The sequence below is a fragment of the Pseudarthrobacter quantipunctorum genome, from assembly GCF_045291495.1.
In the GTDB taxonomy this organism is placed as follows: domain Bacteria; phylum Actinomycetota; class Actinomycetes; order Actinomycetales; family Micrococcaceae; genus Arthrobacter; species Arthrobacter quantipunctorum.
Genome location: NZ_CP148033.1, coordinates 3,979,770 through 3,998,527, shown reverse-complemented (window position 1 = coordinate 3,998,527; position 18,758 = coordinate 3,979,770). Strand labels below are relative to the sequence as shown.

General features: G+C 67.0%; 18 protein-coding genes and 1 pseudogene. 11 read left to right on the top strand and 8 right to left on the bottom strand.

Annotated features, from left to right (window positions below):
• The 4 genes from WHH00_RS18240 to WHH00_RS18225 are packed head-to-tail and all read left to right on the top strand — an operon-like array spanning window position 1 to window position 4,446.
• Window positions 1-990 (top strand): carbohydrate ABC transporter permease, encoded by a 990-nt coding sequence (locus tag WHH00_RS18240; RefSeq protein WP_406635016.1) that lies wholly within the window; start codon window positions 1-3, stop codon window positions 988-990.
• Complete coding sequence (locus WHH00_RS18235; protein ID WP_406635014.1) at window positions 987-1,904, top strand: carbohydrate ABC transporter permease; 918 nt, start codon at window positions 987-989, stop codon at window positions 1,902-1,904. The genes WHH00_RS18240 and WHH00_RS18235 overlap by 4 nt, the downstream gene beginning before the upstream one ends.
• Window positions 1,901-3,385 (top strand): glycoside hydrolase family 1 protein, encoded by a 1,485-nt coding sequence (locus WHH00_RS18230; protein ID WP_406635012.1) that lies wholly within the window; start codon window positions 1,901-1,903, stop codon window positions 3,383-3,385. Before WHH00_RS18235 ends, WHH00_RS18230 begins: the two co-directional genes overlap by 4 nt.
• A complete protein-coding gene (locus tag WHH00_RS18225) occupies window positions 3,385-4,446 on the top strand; it encodes a LacI family DNA-binding transcriptional regulator (protein WP_406635010.1) in 1,062 nt (353 codons plus the stop codon). The genes WHH00_RS18230 and WHH00_RS18225 overlap by 1 nt, the downstream gene beginning before the upstream one ends.
• A gap of 37 nt (window positions 4,447-4,483) precedes the next feature.
• Here WHH00_RS18225 and WHH00_RS18220 read toward each other — a convergent pair whose 3' ends face one another.
• Window positions 4,484-5,518: a LacI family DNA-binding transcriptional regulator gene (locus WHH00_RS18220; RefSeq protein ID WP_406635008.1), complete on the bottom strand. Its 1,035-nt coding sequence runs from the start codon at window positions 5,516-5,518 to the stop codon at window positions 4,484-4,486.
• Between the two features lie 120 nt (window positions 5,519-5,638).
• A complete protein-coding gene (gene rsgA, locus WHH00_RS18215) occupies window positions 5,639-6,850 on the bottom strand; it encodes a ribosome small subunit-dependent GTPase A (protein ID WP_406635006.1) in 1,212 nt (403 codons plus the stop codon).
• Window positions 6,851-7,242: 392 nt separating this feature from the next.
• On the opposite strand from rsgA, the gene WHH00_RS18210 reads away from it, so the two are divergent.
• A complete protein-coding gene (locus tag WHH00_RS18210) occupies window positions 7,243-8,601 on the top strand; it encodes an Nramp family divalent metal transporter (protein WP_406635004.1) in 1,359 nt (452 codons plus the stop codon).
• 30 nt (window positions 8,602-8,631) lie between these two features.
• Here the strand turns inward: WHH00_RS18210 and WHH00_RS18205 are convergent, their stop codons facing one another.
• Complete coding sequence (locus WHH00_RS18205; RefSeq protein ID WP_406635002.1) at window positions 8,632-8,868, bottom strand: zinc-ribbon domain-containing protein; 237 nt, start codon at window positions 8,866-8,868, stop codon at window positions 8,632-8,634.
• A 146-nt stretch (window positions 8,869-9,014) separates the two neighbouring features.
• On the opposite strand from WHH00_RS18205, the gene WHH00_RS18200 reads away from it, so the two are divergent.
• From WHH00_RS18200 to WHH00_RS18185, 4 genes are all read left to right on the top strand, one after another.
• Window positions 9,015-10,166, top strand: a complete 1,152-nt coding sequence (locus WHH00_RS18200; RefSeq protein WP_406638676.1) for a diguanylate cyclase — start codon at window positions 9,015-9,017, stop codon at window positions 10,164-10,166.
• A gap of 182 nt (window positions 10,167-10,348) precedes the next feature.
• Entirely contained in the window at window positions 10,349-11,968 is a 1,620-nt protein-coding gene (gene mptB / locus WHH00_RS18195; RefSeq protein ID WP_406635000.1) for a polyprenol phosphomannose-dependent alpha 1,6 mannosyltransferase MptB, read from the top strand.
• Between the two features lie 121 nt (window positions 11,969-12,089).
• Window positions 12,090-12,422: a CU044_2847 family protein gene (locus WHH00_RS18190; RefSeq protein ID WP_406634997.1), complete on the top strand. Its 333-nt coding sequence runs from the start codon at window positions 12,090-12,092 to the stop codon at window positions 12,420-12,422.
• 74 nt (window positions 12,423-12,496) lie between these two features.
• Window positions 12,497-13,831: a phosphoribosyltransferase family protein gene (locus WHH00_RS18185; protein WP_406634995.1), complete on the top strand. Its 1,335-nt coding sequence runs from the start codon at window positions 12,497-12,499 to the stop codon at window positions 13,829-13,831.
• An 8-nt stretch (window positions 13,832-13,839) separates the two neighbouring features.
• Here the strand turns inward: WHH00_RS18185 and WHH00_RS18180 are convergent, their stop codons facing one another.
• Both WHH00_RS18180 and WHH00_RS18175 read right to left on the bottom strand, forming a co-directional pair.
• Window positions 13,840-15,060: a glycosyltransferase 87 family protein gene (locus tag WHH00_RS18180; protein WP_406634993.1), complete on the bottom strand. Its 1,221-nt coding sequence runs from the start codon at window positions 15,058-15,060 to the stop codon at window positions 13,840-13,842.
• Between the two features lie 61 nt (window positions 15,061-15,121).
• Complete coding sequence (locus WHH00_RS18175; protein ID WP_406634991.1) at window positions 15,122-16,471, bottom strand: glycosyltransferase family 87 protein; 1,350 nt, start codon at window positions 16,469-16,471, stop codon at window positions 15,122-15,124.
• 306 nt (window positions 16,472-16,777) lie between these two features.
• Between WHH00_RS18175 and WHH00_RS18170 the strand changes: the two genes are divergently transcribed.
• Window positions 16,778-16,987 carry a hypothetical protein gene (locus WHH00_RS18170; RefSeq protein WP_231454913.1) on the top strand — a complete coding sequence of 70 codons (210 nt, stop codon included), beginning with the start codon at window positions 16,778-16,780 and terminating at the stop codon, window positions 16,985-16,987.
• 79 nt (window positions 16,988-17,066) lie between these two features.
• Here the strand turns inward: WHH00_RS18170 and WHH00_RS18165 are convergent, their stop codons facing one another.
• Window positions 17,067-17,333: a DUF3072 domain-containing protein gene (locus tag WHH00_RS18165; RefSeq protein ID WP_406634989.1), complete on the bottom strand. Its 267-nt coding sequence runs from the start codon at window positions 17,331-17,333 to the stop codon at window positions 17,067-17,069.
• A gap of 154 nt (window positions 17,334-17,487) precedes the next feature.
• On the opposite strand from WHH00_RS18165, the gene WHH00_RS18160 reads away from it, so the two are divergent.
• A complete protein-coding gene (locus tag WHH00_RS18160) occupies window positions 17,488-17,790 on the top strand; it encodes a hypothetical protein (protein ID WP_406634987.1) in 303 nt (100 codons plus the stop codon).
• Here WHH00_RS18160 and WHH00_RS18155 read toward each other — a convergent pair.
• Together WHH00_RS18155 and WHH00_RS18150 are read right to left on the bottom strand one after the other, a co-directional pair.
• Window positions 17,787-18,383, bottom strand: a pseudogene (locus WHH00_RS18155) (IclR family transcriptional regulator); the annotation flags it as partial. The gene WHH00_RS18160 and the pseudogene WHH00_RS18155 sit on opposite strands and share 4 nt — an antisense overlap.
• Window positions 18,384-18,467: 84 nt before the next feature.
• Window positions 18,468-18,695 carry a hypothetical protein gene (locus WHH00_RS18150; RefSeq protein ID WP_406634985.1) on the bottom strand — a complete coding sequence of 76 codons (228 nt, stop codon included), beginning with the start codon at window positions 18,693-18,695 and terminating at the stop codon, window positions 18,468-18,470.
• Between the last annotated feature and the right edge of the window lie 63 nt (window positions 18,696-18,758).

Sequence of the window (18,758 nt, the reverse complement as noted above, 5' to 3'; positions counted from 1 at the left end):
ATGGCTGTCACCGACCGGGTCCGGCCACGGAGCGCCGGGGGGCAGGTCCCGCCCGGGGAGACGAAGGGTGTCCGACGCCTGGCCTTCTCGCAGCAGGTCTCCAAGTGGGACGTCAAGCTCTCCCCCTACCTCTATATCTCGCCGTTCTTTATCCTGTTTGCCGTCACCGGGCTCTTCCCGTTGGTCTACACCGCCTGGGTTTCCCTGCACAACTGGAACCTCATCGGCGGGCAGGGGAAGTTCACGGGCCTGGAAAACTACGCCTTCGTTGTGGCCCAGCCCTACTTCTGGAATGCCGTGGGCAACACCTTCAGCATCTTCATCCTGTCCTCCGTGCCCCAGGTTGTCATCGCCCTGGTCATAGCGGCGGTGCTGGACGCGAACCTGCGGGCCCGGACGTTCTGGCGGATGGGGGTCCTGGTGCCGTTCGTCGTGGCGCCGGTGGCGGTGGGCCTGATCTTCAACAACCTCTTCGCGGACCAGTTTGGGCTGATTAACGGGATGTTGACGGCGGTAGGGCTGGACCCGGTCCGGTGGCATTCTGAATCTCTTGCGAGCCATCTGGCCATCGCCACCATGGTGAACTTCCGCTGGACCGGTTACAACGCGCTGATCTTCCTCGCAGCCATGCAGGCGATCCCGCGGGACGTGTTCGAAGCGGCAACCATCGACGGCGCCGGCAGGCTCCGGCAGTTCTTCTCCGTAACAGTCCCCATGCTGCGGCCAACGGTGATCTTCGTGGTGATCACCTCCACCATCGGCGGCCTGCAGATCTTCGACGAGCCGCGGGTCTTTGACCAGTCCGGCCTGGGCGGAGCTGACAGGCAGTGGCAGACGCTGACCATGTATATCTGGGAACTCGGCTGGGGCCAGCGCAACTTCGGCAGGGCCTCTGCCGTGGCCTGGCTGCTCTTCCTGATCATTGTGCTGATCGCCCTGCTCAACTTCCTCATCACCAAGCGCATTGCAAGCCAGGGAGGCCGCAAGTGAGCTCCATCCCCATGATCGAACAGACCGCCGGGAAGGGGGCCGCCCGGGCAGCAGCCCGCTGCGGACCAGGGGCCAGGCGCTCGGGGGGCGGCCACGGCGGTGCCCGCCGGCCCGGCTTCCTCACCTACGGCTTCCTGGGTGCCGTCCTGCTGGCGTCCCTCTTTCCGCTGTATTGGTCCTTCCTGGTGGGCAGCCACGACAATACGGTCCTGAGCCGCGGCATCCCGCTGCTGCCCGGCGGGAACTTCCTGGCCAACGCCGCGAAAGTCTTTGACAGCATCCCGTTCTGGAAGGCAATGGGCAACAGCCTCATCGTCTCGTGCGTGACCGCGGCGTCCGTCGTCGTGTTTTCCACCCTTGCCGGATTCGCCTTTGCCAAGCTGCGCTTCCGCGGCAGCAAGGGGCTGCTGGTGTTCGTCATAGCAACCATGGCGGTTCCCACCCAGCTTGGCGTGGTCCCGCTGTTCATCGTGATGTCCAAGCTGGGGTGGACCGGCTCGCTGTGGGCCGTCATCATCCCGGGCGTTGTTACCGCCTTCGGCGTTTTTTGGATGACCCAATACCTCCGTGACGCCCTCCCCGATGAGCTCATCGAGGCCGTACGGATGGACGGTGCCTCCATGATCCAGGCCTTCTGGTACATCGGGTTCCCTGCCGCCCGTCCGGCGGCCGCCATGCTTGCCCTGTTCACCTTCGTGGCCACCTGGACCAACTTCTTCTGGCCGTTCATTGTCCTTGACCCATCCAACCCCACCCTCCCGGTGGCGCTGCAGCTGCTGCAGGCCGCCCACTTCGTGGACTACTCCGTGGTCCTGGCCGGAGCCGTCCTGGCCACCGTCCCGCTCCTGCTCCTGTTTATCGCGGCAGGCCGTCAACTCGTATCTGGAATTATGCAAGGAGCAGTAAAAGGATGAGTTCCACCCAACTTCCGTTTCCGGAGGGCTTTCTCTGGGGCGCGGCAACAGCTGCGTACCAGATCGAAGGCGCAGCACACACCGGGGGGCGGCAGGACTCCATCTGGGACGTGTTCGCCCGGGTGCCCGGTGCCGTGGCGGACGGCCACAACGGTGACGTGGCCTGTGACCACTACCGGCGCTACAAGGAGGACGTGGCGCTGATGGACCAGCTGCACATGAAGGCCTACCGGTTCTCCACGTCCTGGGCCCGCTGCGTGCCGGATGGCGTGACGCCCAATCCTGAGGGGATCGCCTTCTACTCCCGCCTGGTGGATGAACTGCTGGCTGCCGGTATTACGCCGTGGCTGACCCTCTACCACTGGGACCTGCCCCAGGCGCTTGAGGACAAGGGCGGCTGGGCCAACCGGGACACCGCCTACCGGTTCGCCGAATACGCGGCGCTCATGCACGGCGTCCTGGGCGACCGGGTCCGGATCTGGACAACCCTTAACGAACCGTGGTGCTCGGCCTTCCTGGGCTATGCGGCGGGTGTCCATGCGCCGGGAAGGCAGGACCCGCGGGCAGGACTGGCTGCCGCCCACCACCTGCTGCTCGGCCACGGCCTGGCCGCCCGCGAGCTCCGCCGCGAGGACCCGGACGCCACCCTGGGCATCACCCTGAACCTGACGGTCCCGGATCCGCGGGATCCCGGCAGCGAGGGCGACCGGGACGCCGCCAGGCGGATCGACGGCCAGTTCAACAGGATCTTCCTGGATCCGCTGTTCAGGGGGGAGTACCCGGCCGATCTTATGGCGGACGTGGCGCACCTTGGCCTGGCCGGCCTGGTGCAGGACGGGGACCTGGACACCATCTCCACGCCGCTGGACCTGCTCGGCGTCAACTACTACCACGGGGAATCCCTCACGAAGGACCCGGTGGATCCCGTGGAGCGGGCGGGGCAGGAGACCACGTCGGCCCCGGGCCAGGCGGACCGCCCGGTGTCCTCCCCGTTCGTGGCAGCCGACGGCGTCCGTTCGGTACCCCGCGGCCTGCCGGTGACGGGAATGGGCTGGGAGGTCCAGCCGGAGGGGCTGCGGCGCCTGCTCAACCGGCTGCAGGCGGAGTACACCGGCCCCGCCGGGATCCCCGTCTACATCACCGAAAACGGTGCAGCCTACGATGATGTCCCTGACGAGGCTGGCTTCGTGGACGACCAGGACCGGCTGGGGTTCTTCGCAGCCCACCTCCGGGCAGTGCACGATGCCATCGAGGACGGCGTGGATGTCCGCGGATACCTGGCCTGGTCCCTGCTGGACAACTTCGAGTGGTCCTTCGGCTACCACCAGCGCTTCGGCCTGGTCCGGGTGGATTATTCAACCCAGGAGCGCATCCCGAAAGCCAGTGCGTTGTGGTACTCGGCGGTGGCGGCCTCGAACGCCCTTCCGGCCGGCAGCAGCCCCGTGTCGCCTGCGGAGCCGGGTGTCGTATTGTCTGTGTAATGAACCAAAAGTCCCGCCGGCCCGGCCTCCTGCAAGCGGGGCGGCCCAGCCCGACGCTTGAAGATCTTGCCACGGCCGCCGGAGTGTCCCGCTCCACCGCGTCCAGGGCGATCAACGGCGGGCTGAAGGTCAGCCCGGAAGCCCAGGCCGCCGTCGACGCCGCCATCGTTGCCCTCGGCTACACGCCGAACCGTGCAGCCCGGTCCCTGGTGACCAGGCGCACCGGGTCCATTGCGCTGGTCATTCCGGAGCCGGACGCACGGGTGATGATGGACCCCTTCTTCGCCGCCGTCATCACCGGCGTCAACGAGGCCCTCCGGGGCACCGACATGCAGCTGGTGCTGCTGATGTCCCGGGCGGGGGATGACTCCGCCCGGACCCAGCGGTACCTGCGGGGCGGGCACGTGGACGGCGCGATCGTGGTCTCGTTCCACAAGGCGGACGACTGGGCGGAGACCCTCGGCACAACGGGCCTGCCCACCGTTTTCATCGGCAGGCCCTGGGCGATGGGTTTCGGGGTCCCCTATGTGGACCTGGACAACTTCGAGGGCGGCCGGCTTGCCGCCCGCCACCTGGCCGCCGCCGGGCGCACCCGGCTGGGAACCGTGGCAGGACCCGCCGACATGACGGCGGCAGTTGACCGCCTGGAAGGCTGGATGCAGGGTGTCAGGGAGGCCGGGCTGCAGCCCGGGCCCGTCATCCACGGTGACTTTACGACGGCGGGTGGCGCCGAAGCGGCACGGGACCTCTTCTCCGGGTCGCCGGAGCTGGACGGTGTTTTCGCCGCCTCTGACCTGATGGCGCTGGGCCTTATTGACGTGGTGCGGGGCGGGGGCCGAAAGGTTCCGGAGGATGTTGCCGTTGTGGGTTTCGACAACCATTCCCTCCTGGCTGCCAACGGCATGGGCCTCACCACGGTGACCCAGCCCATGGTGGACATGGCCGTGACCGCCGGGAAGCTCCTGATCCGCGCGATCGAAAACCCGGAAGAGCAGCTGGATCCGGTCATCTACCCGGCCGAACTGGTTGTCCGCGGCAGCACCATGGGGCACAACGAATAAATCCAGTCCCGCAGAGCAGAGTGGCCAGCCTGGACCGTCAGGTGGGCCGTGCACTGCCCCGGCCGGCGCCCACGGTGGATTCCCGCGGAACCACCCGGAACGCCGTCTCCACTTCCCGGGGCGGCATTCCATCCGGGTCCTTGATCCGTTCCATCAGCATCCGGATGGCGGTCTCGGCGATCTCAGTCCGGCCGGGGTCCACCGTGCTGAGGGTGGGGAGGGTGTACCGGGTTTCGTCGAGGTCGTCGAAGCCGATCACCGCGACGTCGTCCGGGACCCGGTATCCGGCTTCCTGCAGGACTCGCACGGCGCCCTGGGCCAGGGTGTCGTTCAGGCCAAAGACGGCGTCGAAGGAGGCGCCGCGGTCCAGCAGGTCGTGCATGGCCGCCGCGCCGTTGGACCGGTGCCAGTCCACCACGTAGGCGACGATCCCGTCGTCGTAAGGAATGCCGCGCCCTTCCAGCGCCTCTTTGTATCCGCGCAGGCGGAGGCCGGCCGAGCCGATGACCTCGCCCTCGTGGGCGCCGACGACGGCGATGCGCTTCTTCCCAAGGTCCAGCAGGTGTTCGGTGGCGGCCCGTGCTGCCGTCACGTTCTGCATGGTGACGTGGTCCGAGGAGCTGCCGAAGATGCGCTCGCCAAGGAGGACTACCGGAACATCCGCCTTGATCAGGCCGGCGTCCTCCTGGCCGAGCGCCAGCGGGCTGAAGATCAGGCCGTCGGACATCTTCAGCCGCGGACTGGCCATCACCTCAAGCTCGCGCTTCCGGTCAGCGCCGGTCTGCTCGACCAGCACCACCAGCCCGTGCTTGGCGGCAGCCTCGATGACCGCATCCGCAAGTTCGGCGAAGTACGGCAGGCTCAGTTGCGGCAGGGCCAGGGTGATGGCGCCGGTGTGCCCGGAGCGGAGGCTGCGGGCGGTGAGGTTGGGGCGGTAGCCCAGCTCCGCGATGGCCTTCTCCACCTTGGCCCGGGTGGTGTCGCGGACGTGCGGGTGGTTGTTGATCACGTTGGAGACGGTCTTGAAGGACACGCCCGCCACGCGCGCCACGTCATGAAGAGTTGCCGCCATCCCAGTCCCTTAGGTTAACCGCGGCCCGCAGGCCAGTACCGCCCACTTTACAACGTTGAATCGACTCAACCGGTTGCAGGGGACGGCGGTGCCCCGCCATCTGCGAGGCACCGCCTCGGTTCAACGCCGCTTGCGCCCCGCCCGGTCCTGCCGGCCTTGCTGCTCAGATCCGCGCTGTTCGGCGAGATCGCGTTCGGCGGAACGCTGGGACTTGCCGGCCATGACCACCTTCTGGTGCCATTCCCGCTGGTAGGCACGCTGCGCGGCGGCGTCGCTCCGGCGGGCCAGGGCGGCCAGCTCCCGCTGCATCTTAAGGTAGTTGTGCCATCGGCGTTCCTCCAGCACACCGCCGGCGATGGCCTCCTGCACGGCGCAGCCGGGCTCGCCCTGATGGGCGCAGTCCGAGAACCTGCACTGGGCGGCCAGGGCCTCGATGTCATCGAACATCCCGCCCATGCCGTCCCCGGCGTCGAACAATCCGAAGCCCCGCACGCCGGGGGTGTCCATAAGGACAGTCCCGTTGGGCAGGGGCACCAGTTCCCGGGACGTGGTGGTGTGCTTTCCCCTGAAGTCGCCGGACCGCACCTCCCCGGTGTGCTGCACATCGCGGCCCGCCAGGGCGTTGATGAGCCTGGACTTTCCGGCCCCGGACGGCCCCAGGAGGACGATCGTGCCGCCCGCCGGAATGTGCGCCAGCAGTTCGGGGACGCCGTCGCCGGTTTCCGCCGAGGTGGTGACCACCTCCACCCCCGCCGCCTGCAGGATGACTTTCCCGACGACGTCGTCCGCCACCCCGGCGAGGTCCGCCTTGGTGACGATCACCAGCGGAGTGGCGCCGGAATCCCATGCGGCCACCAGCGTGCGCTCCAGCCGGTTGTGCGTCAATGGCCGGTCCACGGGCACCACCACGCCCACCATGTCCATGTTGGCGGCCAGGACCTGCGCGGCGGAGGAGTCCTCGAAGGCACGTTTCCGGCTCAGCTCGGAGAGCCGTGGAAGGACGCCGAGGACCTGGCGCTCCCCGGCCCTGTTGGGCCCCATCCACACCCAGTCACCGGTGACGGCCGCTTCACCGGTCAGCGGGTACGGAAGGTGGAGCAGGTCTGGTCCCGCCGCCACCAGCAGCCGGGAGCGGTCCGCGCGGACCACGCGGCCGCGCTCCGTTGCCCCTGGCAGGGGGTGGCTGCTGAAATGCCGGGCGACCGCCGCGGTGTAGCCGTAGGCAACCGGTCCGTTGCCTGCTGGGCCGTTGCTGCTTGCAGCGATGGTGGCTGCAGTGGTGCTGCTTGACGTGCTGATGCTGTCCAGGCCGTGGCCTGATGATGATTTCACTGTGATACCTCAGGGAAGGCCCCTGCGCTCCGGCCGCCATGGCCTGGGTTGTTGGCGCTCCGCGGTGAGGTCAGGCGGGGCCGGTGCGGTACAGGGGAGGGGTGTGGATGATGGGTGCGGAGCGCTCAAGGCGCGCGGCTGCAACAGTCATCAAAACCACCTCCCTCTCCAGCCGTGGGGGACCGGCATCAGGTCCCGTTGGTTCCGCCGGCAGCGTCCGGCGGAACCCACTTTAGACCCGGCCGGCGGAATCCACCAGAGCCCGGAACCGAACCAATAAATACCGGAAAGTGCCCCGGACCAGCACGTTGTCCTTTGATGCGGCGCCGGTTCAGGCATAGGTTGGCTGCAGTTGTGTTTTCCAGGGACGCAGGACGAATTGAGGAGGAACCATGGGCGATGACGCCAGGGACCGGGCGGCCGCAAGGAACGACGCGGTGTTGAACGCGGGCAAGGAGAGCGGGCCCGGTATCAGCCACGCGGACAGGATCGATGACGACGGCGGCCGTCCGGCGAAGTGGCGCATCGTCGGTCCCGGCCTGGTGGTGGCTGCCACCGGCGTGGGTGCCGCTGACATGGTGGCCACCCTGGTGGCGGGCTCCCGCTACGGCTACGGCCTGTTCTGGGCAGTCATCGTGGGTGTGGTCCTGAAGATCATCCTCGTCGAAGGGGCCGGCCGGTACACGCTGGCCACCGGAAAGACCATCTTCGAGGGCTGGCGGTCCCTGGGCAAATGGACCACCTGGTACTTCGGCCCGTACATCATGATCTGGGGATTCGTGTACGGGGCCACGGCCATGTCCTCGGCGGCGCTGCCCCTGGCCGCGGTGTTCCCGTTCCTGCCGCTGTGGGCGTGGGCCATCCTGATGGGACTCGCCGGCTTCGCCATGGTCTGGTGGGGAAAATACGCCACCTTCGAGAAGATCACCGCCGTGCTGGTGGGCATGATGTTCGTGACCGTGGTGGGTTTGGCCGTGATTGCCACCCCGAACATTCCGGAAATGCTCGCCGGGCTGATCCCGATGATTCCCTCCACGGACGGCGGGATCTTCTACACGCTGGCGCTGGCCGGCGGGGTGGGCGGCACCATCACGCTCGCCGCCTACGGCTACTGGCTTCGCGAGAAGGGCTGGTACACGCCCAAGTGGATGAAGGTCATGCGGATCGACAACTCCATGGCTTACGTAATGACCGGCATCTTCGTCATCGCCATGCTCATTGTGGGCGCGGAGGTTGTCCGCTCCGCAGGGGTATCCCTCAGCGCCAGCGACGAAGGGCTGCTGGATCTCTACGGTGTGCTCAAGGCGGAATACGGAGACATTGTGGGCACCGGGTTCCTGGTGGGTTTCTGGGCCGCATCCTTCTCCTCCATCATCGGCGTCTGGAATGGCGTGTCCCTGATGTTCGCCGACTTCTGGGGCAACATGCGGGGCAAGGAGTCCGGCCACCCGGATACCCGCGTGGGGGGAAAATACTTCAGGTTCTACATCCTGTGGCTTACCTTCCCGCCCATGGTCCTCTTCGCGCTGGGCCAGCCGATCGGCCTGATCCTGCTGTACGGGGCACTGGGTTCGCTGTTCATGCCGTTCCTGGCACTGACCCTGCTGGGACTGCTCAACGGCAGGCGGATCCCCAAAGCGTGGGCCAACAAACTCCACTCCAACATTGCGCTGGGGATCTGCGCCCTGCTGTTCATCGTCCTGGGCATCCGGCAGTTCTGGACTTCCCTCGCGCCGCTCTTCGGCGGCTGACGGCTGTTGCCGGGAGCCAGGACGCCCTGGCTACCGCTGCAGTTCCAGCGCCCGCTTCTGCCGCGCCGAGATGCTCGAAACGTAACCGCAATTGGTGCACGTGATGTTGTATTTCCGGGACGTGGTGAACACCGGAACGAAGAAGAGCGTGAACTTGGTGGCCCGCTCTTCAAGGCGGTGGTGGACGAAGGAGCGGCAATACTGGCAGGTGGCCGGTTTGCCGGGCAGCGCCGTCAGTACCGTCTTGAAACCAAAGAGAAGGAACATGGGTCTGGCCTTTCGGGGCATTCCTGCTGGCTGTCCTGACAACATTAGGCCTTGGGCCAACCGATAGCGCCATCCTGACAGCCTCCCCGAGCGGTGCGATACTGGGGGTCCGCGCAATGTTCGTTATCAGGGGGATTCCGGCAAACATGGTCCTGGATACGGCGACCCTTCGCATTGCGTTCGGCCTGATGGCGCTGGTGCTGGTGTTCCTTTTCTATTTCTCCGCCTACCGGGTGACGCGCTCGCCGTACAGCGGCTGGTGGTGCCTGGCTTTACTGTTCTTCCTTGCAGGATCGGCCTGCTTCCTGCTGGACGGCACGGCCCACCAGGTCTGGGCCAATCCGCTGGGGAACGTGCTGCTGGTGCATGGCGGGGTGGCGGTGTGGGCGGGTGCACGGTCGCTGCGGACCGTGCCGCCGCCAAAGTGGGCCTTCACCGGCATCCCCCTGGTCACCCTGGTGGCTTCGGCCCTCGATGATCCGGCTACCAACACCTGGTCCGGCGGCCCGGTTTTCCTGGCGGCGATGAGCCTCACCATCGGACTCGCGTCCCGCGAGCTTTGGCGCCTGGAACCGGGGTATACCCGGGTCCGGATTCCCATGGCCGTGGCCGCCGGCGGGCTCTCCGTGTTCTACCTTCTGCGCTGGGTTACCTTCATGCTGGAGGGCCAAGACGGGCCGATCTTCCAGAGCGTCTTCGGTTCTGCGGTCACCACCCTTGTCACCATGGTCCTGCTGGTGGTGGTTTCCTTCAGCATGGCGGCCCTCAGCAGCGAGCAGCAGACCCGGGCCCTGCGGGTGGTGGCCTCACGCGACGACCTCACGGGGCTGCTGAACCGCAAGGCCTTCCTGGAAATGGCGGCGGAGCAGCTCGCGGACCTGTCCATCGCCAGGGGATCCGGCGCCCTGGTCCTGGCAGACCTGGACCACTTCAAGTCCGTCAACGACACCTATGGGCATGCCGCCGGGGACCTCGCCCTGCAGACCTTCGCCGATGCCTGCACGGCCACTGTCCGTCCCACCGACCTCGTGGGCCGCTACGGCGGGGAGGAATTCGTCCTCCTCGTTCCCGGCGCCAGTGCCGAGCGGGCCGAACTCATCGCCGCGTCAATCAGCAACCGCCTTGCCGCCGCAACCACCGCGGACGGGATGGAAATGCCCACCGTCAGCTACGGCATTTCAACGTACGACGGCGCCGCGACGGACGTGGAGCGCCTGATCGCCTCAGCCGACGCCGCACTGTACATGGCCAAGTCGCTGGGCCGGAACCAGACCGCCCGCAGCGACCGGATGCGCTAGCAGGGCCCAGCGGAGGCGGTGGCCGCGCAGGCCGTGCTCCGGGGCCTGTTGCCAAACTGTGGCTTCCGCACGGTCCGTAACCCAAGGGGAGCGGGAACCCCTGCTGATAAAATGGCGGGGTTGCAGGGCGGCCTTATTGCTGGTCCAACCAGCGCCGTAACCAAGTAAGGGACCAGACACTCATGACGGCAGGCGGGTCACACCCCGGGACTTCGGAGACTCAGCCGGGCGCGCCGGCCAAAGCTTCCGGTCCGGCTACAGGCCGCGCCTACCTCGCCACCATTGAGGGCTTCATCGGAGCCCTCATGATGTTTATCGGGTCCATCGGGACGGGCTGGATCGCTAACGGCTCACCCATGATCCGCCAGCCGGTGGTCATCGCCCTTCGCACGGAGGGCTGGGGAGTCGCGGTGTCCACCGTCCTGCTCACCGTGGGTGCGATGGTGCTGATGCGCTCCTGGCTTCGGCTGGGCCAGAGGCTGGCGGACTGGGGACAGTCCGCGCTCCGCTCCGTGGTGGTCGCCATCTCCGCCTGGTCACTGCCGTTGCTCTTCTGCGTCCCGGTATTTTCGCGGGACGTCTACGCCTACACCGGCCAGGGCAGGCTTGTGATGGAGGGCCAGAACCCCTACGAAGTGGGCATCTCCAGCCTCAGCAACTGGTTTTCGCTGGGCGCGGACCCTGCGTGGGCCGAAAACCGGACACCCTACGGGCCCTACTTCCTCTGGCTGGCACGCGCGGTGGTGGGCCTGACCGGTGCCCAGCCTGACGTGTCCGTGCTGCTCTTCCGCCTCCTGGCCGGCGTCGGCGTCCTGCTGTGCGTCATCTACGTCCCCAAACTCGCGGAACTCCATGGCATCATCGGCGCCCGTGCGCTGTGGATCTCGGTGGCCAACCCGCTGTTCCTGATCAGCTTCATTGCCAGCGCCCACAACGACGCCCTCATGGTGGGCCTCGCCGTCGCCGGCGTCTACTTTGCCGCCACCCGCCGCTACCTGGTGGGCATCCTCCTGGTCACCGCGTCCATCGGTATCAAACCCATTACCGTGCTCCTCCTGCCGTTCATCGGCGTGATGTGGGCGGGCCCGTCCGCGTCCTGGACGCGCAAGTTCCTGATCTGGGCTGCGACGGCGGGCATCAGCTTCGGCGTGCTGGTCCTGAGCGGCATCCCCTACAACCTTGGCATCGGCTGGACCTGGGCCATCATGGACCCCACGCCGGGGTACACGGGCTACTCGCCGTCCGGCTTCCTGGGCCAGCAGGTGGAGTTCCTCGCCAACGTCCTTGGGCTTCCCGGCGGGACCTTCGCCACCCTGCTGCGGACGGGCATGAAATGGGCTGCGATCGGGCTTGTCCTGCTGCTGATGTTCCGGGGTGACTATTCGCTGGCGGTGCGCCGGATGGCGCTGGCGTTCACCGCCGTCGTAATGCTTTCGCCCATCATCCAGCCGTGGTACATCCTCTGGTTCCTGCCGTTCCTTGCCGTGACGGGAATCCGTGACGACTGGCAGATCAGGTCGCTGTATGTGGGCGTGACGTTCTTCGTGGTGTTCGGCGCGCAGGACCAGCTCTCCGTCTGGTCCTTCGTGGAGCTGCCCATCGATGCGTCCTCGCTGGCATTTATCACGGCGCTGGCATTTACGTTCTACCTTCTATTCCTTGACGTGCATACACGCAAGCTGCTGATCGAAGGCAGGCCCCTGGACCTGGCCAGGCGGGGCTGGAGGTGGCTGGTGGCGCTGCGGGATACCAGGCGTGGCCGCACGGAGGAGCCAGGCCGGGAGAAGCTGGGAAGCCGCTGACCCGTCCGGGGCTTTTGACCCTGTTGCGCTGCCCGGGGCCGGTGTCTAGTGAAGGGGTAGTGTACCCCGCGCCCGTGGCTCTTGCACGCGCCGGTGGGAGCAAAGGAGAAGGGTGCTTGGCATGACAGAGGTAGTCCGGTACGAGGTGGGCGCCGGGACCGTCCTGGTGGAAGTGGCGGACAACAGCTACGGCGTGGACCACCCTGCGAGGAACGAACAGGGAATCCTGGATGCGGGCCGGCGCCTGGAGGATGCCCTGGCCGCCGTCCGCCCCGCAGCAGCGGCCGTCGTCGACGCCACGCGCGAAATCGCACCCGAACACATGGAAGTGGAATTCGGCGTGAAGCTGGCGGGAAGCGCGGGGGCGGTCATCGCCCGGAACACCGCGGACGGACACTTCGTCCTGAGAATGTCCTGGTCAGCCTCCCCGGATGTCCTGTCCGAGGAAGAGTAAGCCCGTCTGCAGGAACCGGAGGCCCTCCGCGGTGCAGCGGCACAGGAGTTGTCTCCGCATAAGGAGGTGGCCGGATGTATGAGTTCCGGGACCGGGTTGAAGCGGGCCGGAAGCTCGGGCTCGCCCTGGCCGGGCTGCGCGGGAAGGACGTGGTGGTCCTGGGGCTGCCCCGCGGCGGGGTTCCCGTGGCGGCCGGGGTTGCGAACGCCCTGGATGCCCCCTTGGACGTCATCGTGGTGCGCAAACTGGGGGTTCCGTTCCAGCCGGAGGTGGCCATGGGTGCCATCGGGGAAGGCGGGGCCCGGGTACTGGACCGGCGGGTGGTGTCCCTTGCCCGGGTCACGGACGATGATCTCCGGACGGTTGAGGCGCGTGAGCGTGCGCTGCTGGATTCCAGGCTGGAACGGTACCGCCGGGGAAGGGCCCCCTTGGACCTCACAGGCCGTACGGCCGTCATTGTGGACGATGGCATCGCCACCGGGTCAACGGCCCGGGTGGCATGCAAGGTGGCGCGGCAGCTGGGGGCAGCACGAGTGGTCCTGGCCGTCCCGGTGGCGCCGCAACGGGCCATGGACTCCCTGCCGGAGGCGGACCGGGTTCTCTCCCTGGTTTCGCCGCGCAACTTCGAGGCGGTGGGATACTACTACCGCGACTTTTCACCCACAACCGATGAGGAAGTGGTCCACCTGCTCGATGCTGCGGCGCGGCGGGAGCGCCGTGGCCGCCCGGGGCAGGTTGCCGGCGTCGGCCAGGACGTCCATATCGCACTGGACGGGGTGTCAATCAACGGGGACCTGCACCTTCCGGACCAGTGCCGGGCGGTGGTGGTCTTCGCCCATGGCAGCGGCAGCAGCCGGCACAGTCCGCGCAACCGCTACGTCGCTTCCGTCCTGCAGGGAGCGGGACTGGGCACCCTGCTCCTGGACCTGCTCACCCCCGAAGAGGAAGTGGACCGCGGAAACGTCTTTGACATTCCCCTGCTGGCACAGCGGCTCAGCGCAGCAACCCGCTGGCTCAAGGGCAGGGATGAGACTGCAGCATGCCGGGTTGGCTACTTCGGGGCCAGTACCGGGGCGGGCGCCGCGCTGTGGGCGGCGGCCGAACCGGGCGCGCAGGTGGACGCCGTGGTTTCCCGCGGCGGCAGGCCGGACCTTGCCGGGCCGCGCCTTGCGGCGGTGCGCGCACCGACCCTGCTGCTTGTGGGGGGTGCGGACACCCAGGTCCTGGCACTGAACCGGCAGGCCATGGACCTGATGCGGGCCCCGGTACACCTGGAGGTCATCCCGGGAGCCACCCACCTTTTCGAGGAGCCGGGCACGCTCGCCCGGGTCGCGGCCCTGGCCACGGAATGGTTCTCGCGCCACCTGGTGCCGGAGGCCGCCGCGGAAGATGCCCCGGAGGTTTCCTAAGATGCCAGCTACGCGCCCGCGGGAACCGCCGCAGGTTTCCGGCCCAGTTCGGCAGTGCGTTTCACGGACCACCAGAGCAGCACCACCAGGAGGACGTTCCGGGTGGTGAGGATGGCTGCCATCACCGGATGGGCGTGGATCAGGGGCGTGTAAAACAGGGGGTAGATGACGAAGGTGGTCATTGCGATGCCCATCAGCAGCGCCGCAGGAACCTTCCACCGCTCCCAGTCGTGCGTGAGCCCGGCGATGATCACCGGCGCCAGCCAGATGATGAACTGCGGGGAACCCACCTTGTTGAACACGATGAACGCGGTGACCATCATCAGGGAGCCCTCAAGGAACAGTTCCTCCCGTTCGGCGCCGCGGTTCAGGGCGCGGACCAGCAGCACGGCAGCGACGACGGCGGCGACGATGAGGAGCGGCTGCATCAGGAAGGCTGCGGTGTCCGCTCCGGGGCCGTAGACCTCCGTGGAGTTGATGGCGGTGTTGTCCGCCATCTTCGAACCCGCAATGTTGAAGACGCTCAGCCACACCCACGGCGTGGAGAACGTGGCTTCGAGCTGCATCCCGCGCTCGCCCTGGTTCAGGAGGAAGTCCATGATGTGGGGCAGCCCGCCGGAGAGCCAGGTGCCCAGGGTGACAACCGCTGTTACCGCCACGCCGGAAAGGACCACCTGGACCCGCTTCCGGCTGGCAATCACGATGGGCACGAGCACGGCCGCCGGCCACACCTTGATCCAGGTGGCGATGCTGAGCAGGACGCCGGCCACCACCGGCCGCTGCGCCGCATAGAGCAGGGCGATGAGCACGATGGGCGCGGTGATGCCCTCAACGCGGGCGAAGCTGAGGTAGCCCATGAAGACGGTGAAGAACAGCCACCACCAGGCAGGGGCGATGCCGGCCACCTTCCGCGGCCCGCGGGTGAGGAAGGCGAGTCCGACGGCGTTGAGGGCTGTGATGATCAGGAACCAGGTGAGCAAGTAGAGGTCCTGCCCGGCGATGTTCGCCAGGAAGATGGGGATCTGCGCCAGCACGGGGTACACCCAGGGGCTGATTTTCCCGTCGAGGTCCTCCGGGTTGTAGCCGTCCATGGCCCACTGGCGGTACTGCTCCGTGTCGCTGAACGTGTCACCGTGCAGGAAGAAGGACGCCATCCAGCCAAGGAAGTAGAGATGGACGACGGCGAATCCCCACCACACGCTGGAAGGGCGGGCGAACCAGTCCACCACCTTTGCCGGCAGGACTTTGCTGCGGACGGTGACCAGGCGGTCAAAGAACCTCGTGGAAATCTCAGGACTCCTTGAGCGCGGGGGCGGCAGCGGGCGCCTTCTTGCCCAGCAGGTACAGGCGCCGGACGCTCCAGAGGAACAGGACCACCAGGAGGACGTTGCGGATGGTCAGCACCAGGGCCATCCACGGGTTGTTGTGGCTGAGGGCGTCGTAGAACAGGGGGTAGATGAAGTACGTTGCCACGGCGATGACGATCAGCATGGCGGCCGGTACCCGCCAGTCGCGCCAGCTGTGGGCCAGGCCGACGGCGACGGCCGGCGCAAGCCACACCATGAACTGCGGCGATCCCACCTTGTTGAACACCACGAACGCGGTGGCCAGGGTCAGGGCGCCGGCGAGGAGCAGCTCGGTGCGGTCCACGCCGCCGTTGAGCCGGCCCTTGTGCTGGTTTCCGTTATGGAGGGCCCAGAAGGTCAGGCCGGCCACCAGCAGTGCGGCCAGGATCAGGAGCGGCTGCATCAGCACCGACATCAGTGCGGTGCCGGGGCCGTCCACCTGCATGGAGTTGATGTCCGTGTTCATGTACATGCGGGAGCCGCCGATGTTCAGGACGGACAGCCAGAGCCACGGCGTGGTGAAGGTGGCCTCCAGCTGCATGCCGCGGTCACCTTGCTGGGTGAGGAAGTTCAGGAGCTTGGGGACGCTGCCCACCGCAGCGGCCAGCGCAACCACCCCCGCCGTCGTCGCAAGGCCGGCGAGCACCACCAGGACACGGTTTTTGACGACGGCGAACAGGGCCAGCATAACGGCGGCCGGCCAGACCTTCACCCAGGTGCCGATGGCCAGCAGGACCGAGGCGATGAACGGCCGGCCGACGCCGTAGGCCAGGGCCACCAGCACCAGCGGGGCGGTGAGGCCATCCACGCGGGCGAACCCAAGCCAGCCCATGAGGAAGGTGAACACCAGCCACCACCAGCCGGCGGGGATGGCCTGGCGTTCCCGGCCGCGGTTGGTAAGTTTCAGCAGTGCCCAACCATTCAGGACTGTGGTCATGAGGACCCACAGGAAAAAGAAGGGTCCAGGGCCGGCGATGCCTGCGATGGCCATGGGGATCAGCGCCAGGATCGGGTAGACCCAGGGGCTGGGCCCGCCGGTCAGGTTTGCGTCGTTGAACCCTGCCATGGCCCAGTCGCGGTAGATGAAGGTATCGCTGAAGGCCTCACCGCGAAGCGAGAGCGAGGCCGCGAAAACCAGGAAGACCAGGTGCACCACTATGAAACCGCCCAGCAGCCCGCGGCCGGTGTTGAGCCGCGCCCGGGCGGGCGCGGAAAGGACGGCGTTGCGGATCCGGGTGAGTCTGCCGAAGAAAGCGTCCGTAGAGATGGCGGGATCCTTATCAGGTCGTTGCACAGCCGTGTGTTGCGCAGTGGTGCACGGGTCTTGCCGGGAGGCTTCTCCGGTGGCATTGGAGGCGTTCAAAAACAGCTTCCACTCCCCACCAACTGTAATTGAACAGCCGGAGGGGGCCGTAATTGCTGCGCTTGCACGGCGGAGCACCCAGCGCTGACCTGCGGTTCTTTGTTACTTGATTTTTCAAGTTGCTGGCGGCCCGATGCTGGGGCATCATGAGGTGGGCAGTAAGATGCCCTGCCCGTGTCGGCAGCTTGGGGGAGCGAAAGACGCGCGTCCCACCCCTAAAACACTAAGGCCTCACCCATGACCGCTGACTTCCCCTTGACCCTGACCGTTGCCGACCGTGCGAGCATGGACAGCGAGCTCGATGCCGCTGTTACCGCCGCCAAGGCCCACGCGCTCGCCGGGAAGCGCCACGGCATCCTGGTGACACGGCACGGCGTGGACAAGTTCACCGTGGCACTCAGTGAGGCTGTCCCCTTCGGCCTGACCCGCGAACAGCAGGCCTGGTAGTTCCTCGGCTCTTCCAGCTCGACGGCGCCTCCAGCTCGACGGCGCCCCGTTTGAGGGCGCCGGTTCGGGAACCGCTGCCTTAGCTGTCTGCGCTTGTGCCGGAACTGTTTCCGGAGACCCTTCCGCTGCGCTGCTGGAGCCGGTCAATGTGCTTGGACGCCTCCGCCTTGCTGAGGTCAGCCGGCAGTTCTTCCCCTGCTTCACGGGCCAGCGTATCCAAATAGCTCCGCTGCGCTGCCGTCATGGGTTCATCACCGGTCACCCAGTCTTCCGGGTTCCGGTCCAGGCCTGCATCCGGTTCCGGTGTGGGGCTGCCGAGTGTTTCCTTTTCATTGTTGTTGTCCATGCAGAGAGTCTAGGGTCCGGCGCTGACATTCCGCAGTTCCGTGCGCCGGCGGGGCGGTGTGAAGGGTTAGGCAACCGTGACCTTCAGGTCGTTCCTTCAAGGTGCAACGCCCACTACTGTCGACAGCACCATCGGGGACGACGGAAGAGGCACGATGAGCATCGACATCGAGATTGGTACAAGCCTCAGCAATGAGGACGCAGCGCACTTTGCGGCCAAGACGGAAGCAATCACCTCAGCGATGCAGAGGGTGCGGGAACGGCACGCGGCGTACAGCTGGGTATGGACGGACGAGATCCGCTGCCGGGGCTGCAACGCGAGCATCGACATACCGCTGCTGGCCAGCACTAACGCAAGCGCCGACAAGGCCTTCCAGGCCCATCAGTCGGCGCAGCTTGATGCACTCCTGGCGGCCGGCGGTTCCCGCAGGCCGGAAAGCAGTACAGGTCCGTCCTAGTAAACGGACCCCTCAAGAAGCTCCGCCAACCTGCCGGCGGCGCGCCGCAGTTCCGGGACTCCGGCCCTGAGTTTTTCCTCGCTGGCAGCCTCCACCGGGCTGGTCAGCGAGATGGATTCGCTGGGGCGGCGTCCGGGCCTGCTCGGTACGGCCACGGCCACCGAGAGTACCCCGGTGGCCCGTTCATCGGCGGAGTAGGCATACTCGGCCCCGGGTTCCGGCAGCCGGGAGCGCAGTGCGGCTGCGGTCAGCCCCGAATCCTCATGGCCGCCGGCAACGGCGGCTGCAATTACCTCCTGGAGCTCGTCGTCCGATGATGACGCAAGCAGGATCTTGCCGGCGGCGCCGGCCGTGAGGGGGAGGCGCTTGCCCAGCACCTCGCCGTCCACGCGTGCCACGAGGATGCGCTCGAACCCCAGCCGCGTGTAGAGCGACGCCGTCAGCCCGGTCTGCGAGGCGACCTGCTGCAGGATGGGCCGCGCCGCCACAACGAGGGGATCGTTCTCCAGGAAACTCCGCGCGGCGGGCAGGACTGCCGGCCCGATCCGGTAGGACTTGTCCGTCTGGCTCACCATGCCAAAATCCTGCAGCTCCGCGAAGACCTCCAGTGCCCGCCCGCGAACGCCACTGCCGTGCTGTGAGGCCGCCTGGCGGGATTGTCCCGCGGGCCTGTCGGGTCAGCGCAGGTGCTCGCCGGTCACGCTGGCCAGGTGGTCCAGGAGTTCGTTCTGGAACCGCTCATCGCGGACGGCGTGATGCGGCTTTTCCCTGTGCTGGTGGTGCCAGTAGCCGCCGCTGGCCAGGGCCTCCGGGTCATCGCTGGCGGCCAGCCATTCCTGCGTGCGGTGGCCCAGCCGGAGGTCGTCCGGCGCGGGCGGTGGATGTGTGCCCTGGAAAATCGCCATTAGTCCTCCTCAAGTTGTATACAAGTATGCATCTAGCGCTAGGGTGGCCGTGGAGGTAACAAC

What these genes read in the sequence shown, in the direction of transcription:
- WHH00_RS18225 (WP_406635010.1), top strand. Translation starts at nt 3,385, where the DNA reads ATGAACCAAAAGTCCCGCCGGCCCGGCCTCCTGCAAGCGGGGCGGCCC.
- mptB (WP_406635000.1), top strand. Translation starts at nt 10,349, where the DNA reads ATGACGGCAGGCGGGTCACACCCCGGGACTTCGGAGACTCAGCCGGGC.
- WHH00_RS18185 (WP_406634995.1), top strand. Translation starts at nt 12,497, where the DNA reads ATGTATGAGTTCCGGGACCGGGTTGAAGCGGGCCGGAAGCTCGGGCTC.
- WHH00_RS18240 (WP_406635016.1), top strand. Translation starts at nt 1, where the DNA reads ATGGCTGTCACCGACCGGGTCCGGCCACGGAGCGCCGGGGGGCAGGTC.
- WHH00_RS18190 (WP_406634997.1), top strand. Translation starts at nt 12,090, where the DNA reads ATGACAGAGGTAGTCCGGTACGAGGTGGGCGCCGGGACCGTCCTGGTG.
- WHH00_RS18210 (WP_406635004.1), top strand. Translation starts at nt 7,243, where the DNA reads ATGGGCGATGACGCCAGGGACCGGGCGGCCGCAAGGAACGACGCGGTG.
- WHH00_RS18200 (WP_406638676.1), top strand. Translation starts at nt 9,015, where the DNA reads ATGGTCCTGGATACGGCGACCCTTCGCATTGCGTTCGGCCTGATGGCG.
- WHH00_RS18220 (WP_406635008.1), bottom strand. Translation starts at nt 5,518, where the DNA reads ATGGCGGCAACTCTTCATGACGTGGCGCGCGTGGCGGGCGTGTCCTTC.
- WHH00_RS18205 (WP_406635002.1), bottom strand. Translation starts at nt 8,868, where the DNA reads ATGTTCCTTCTCTTTGGTTTCAAGACGGTACTGACGGCGCTGCCCGGC.
- WHH00_RS18150 (WP_406634985.1), bottom strand. Translation starts at nt 18,695, where the DNA reads ATGGCGATTTTCCAGGGCACACATCCACCGCCCGCGCCGGACGACCTC.
- WHH00_RS18165 (WP_406634989.1), bottom strand. Translation starts at nt 17,333, where the DNA reads ATGGACAACAACAATGAAAAGGAAACACTCGGCAGCCCCACACCGGAA.
- WHH00_RS18160 (WP_406634987.1), top strand. Translation starts at nt 17,488, where the DNA reads ATGAGCATCGACATCGAGATTGGTACAAGCCTCAGCAATGAGGACGCA.
- WHH00_RS18170 (WP_231454913.1), top strand. Translation starts at nt 16,778, where the DNA reads ATGACCGCTGACTTCCCCTTGACCCTGACCGTTGCCGACCGTGCGAGC.
- WHH00_RS18230 (WP_406635012.1), top strand. Translation starts at nt 1,901, where the DNA reads ATGAGTTCCACCCAACTTCCGTTTCCGGAGGGCTTTCTCTGGGGCGCG.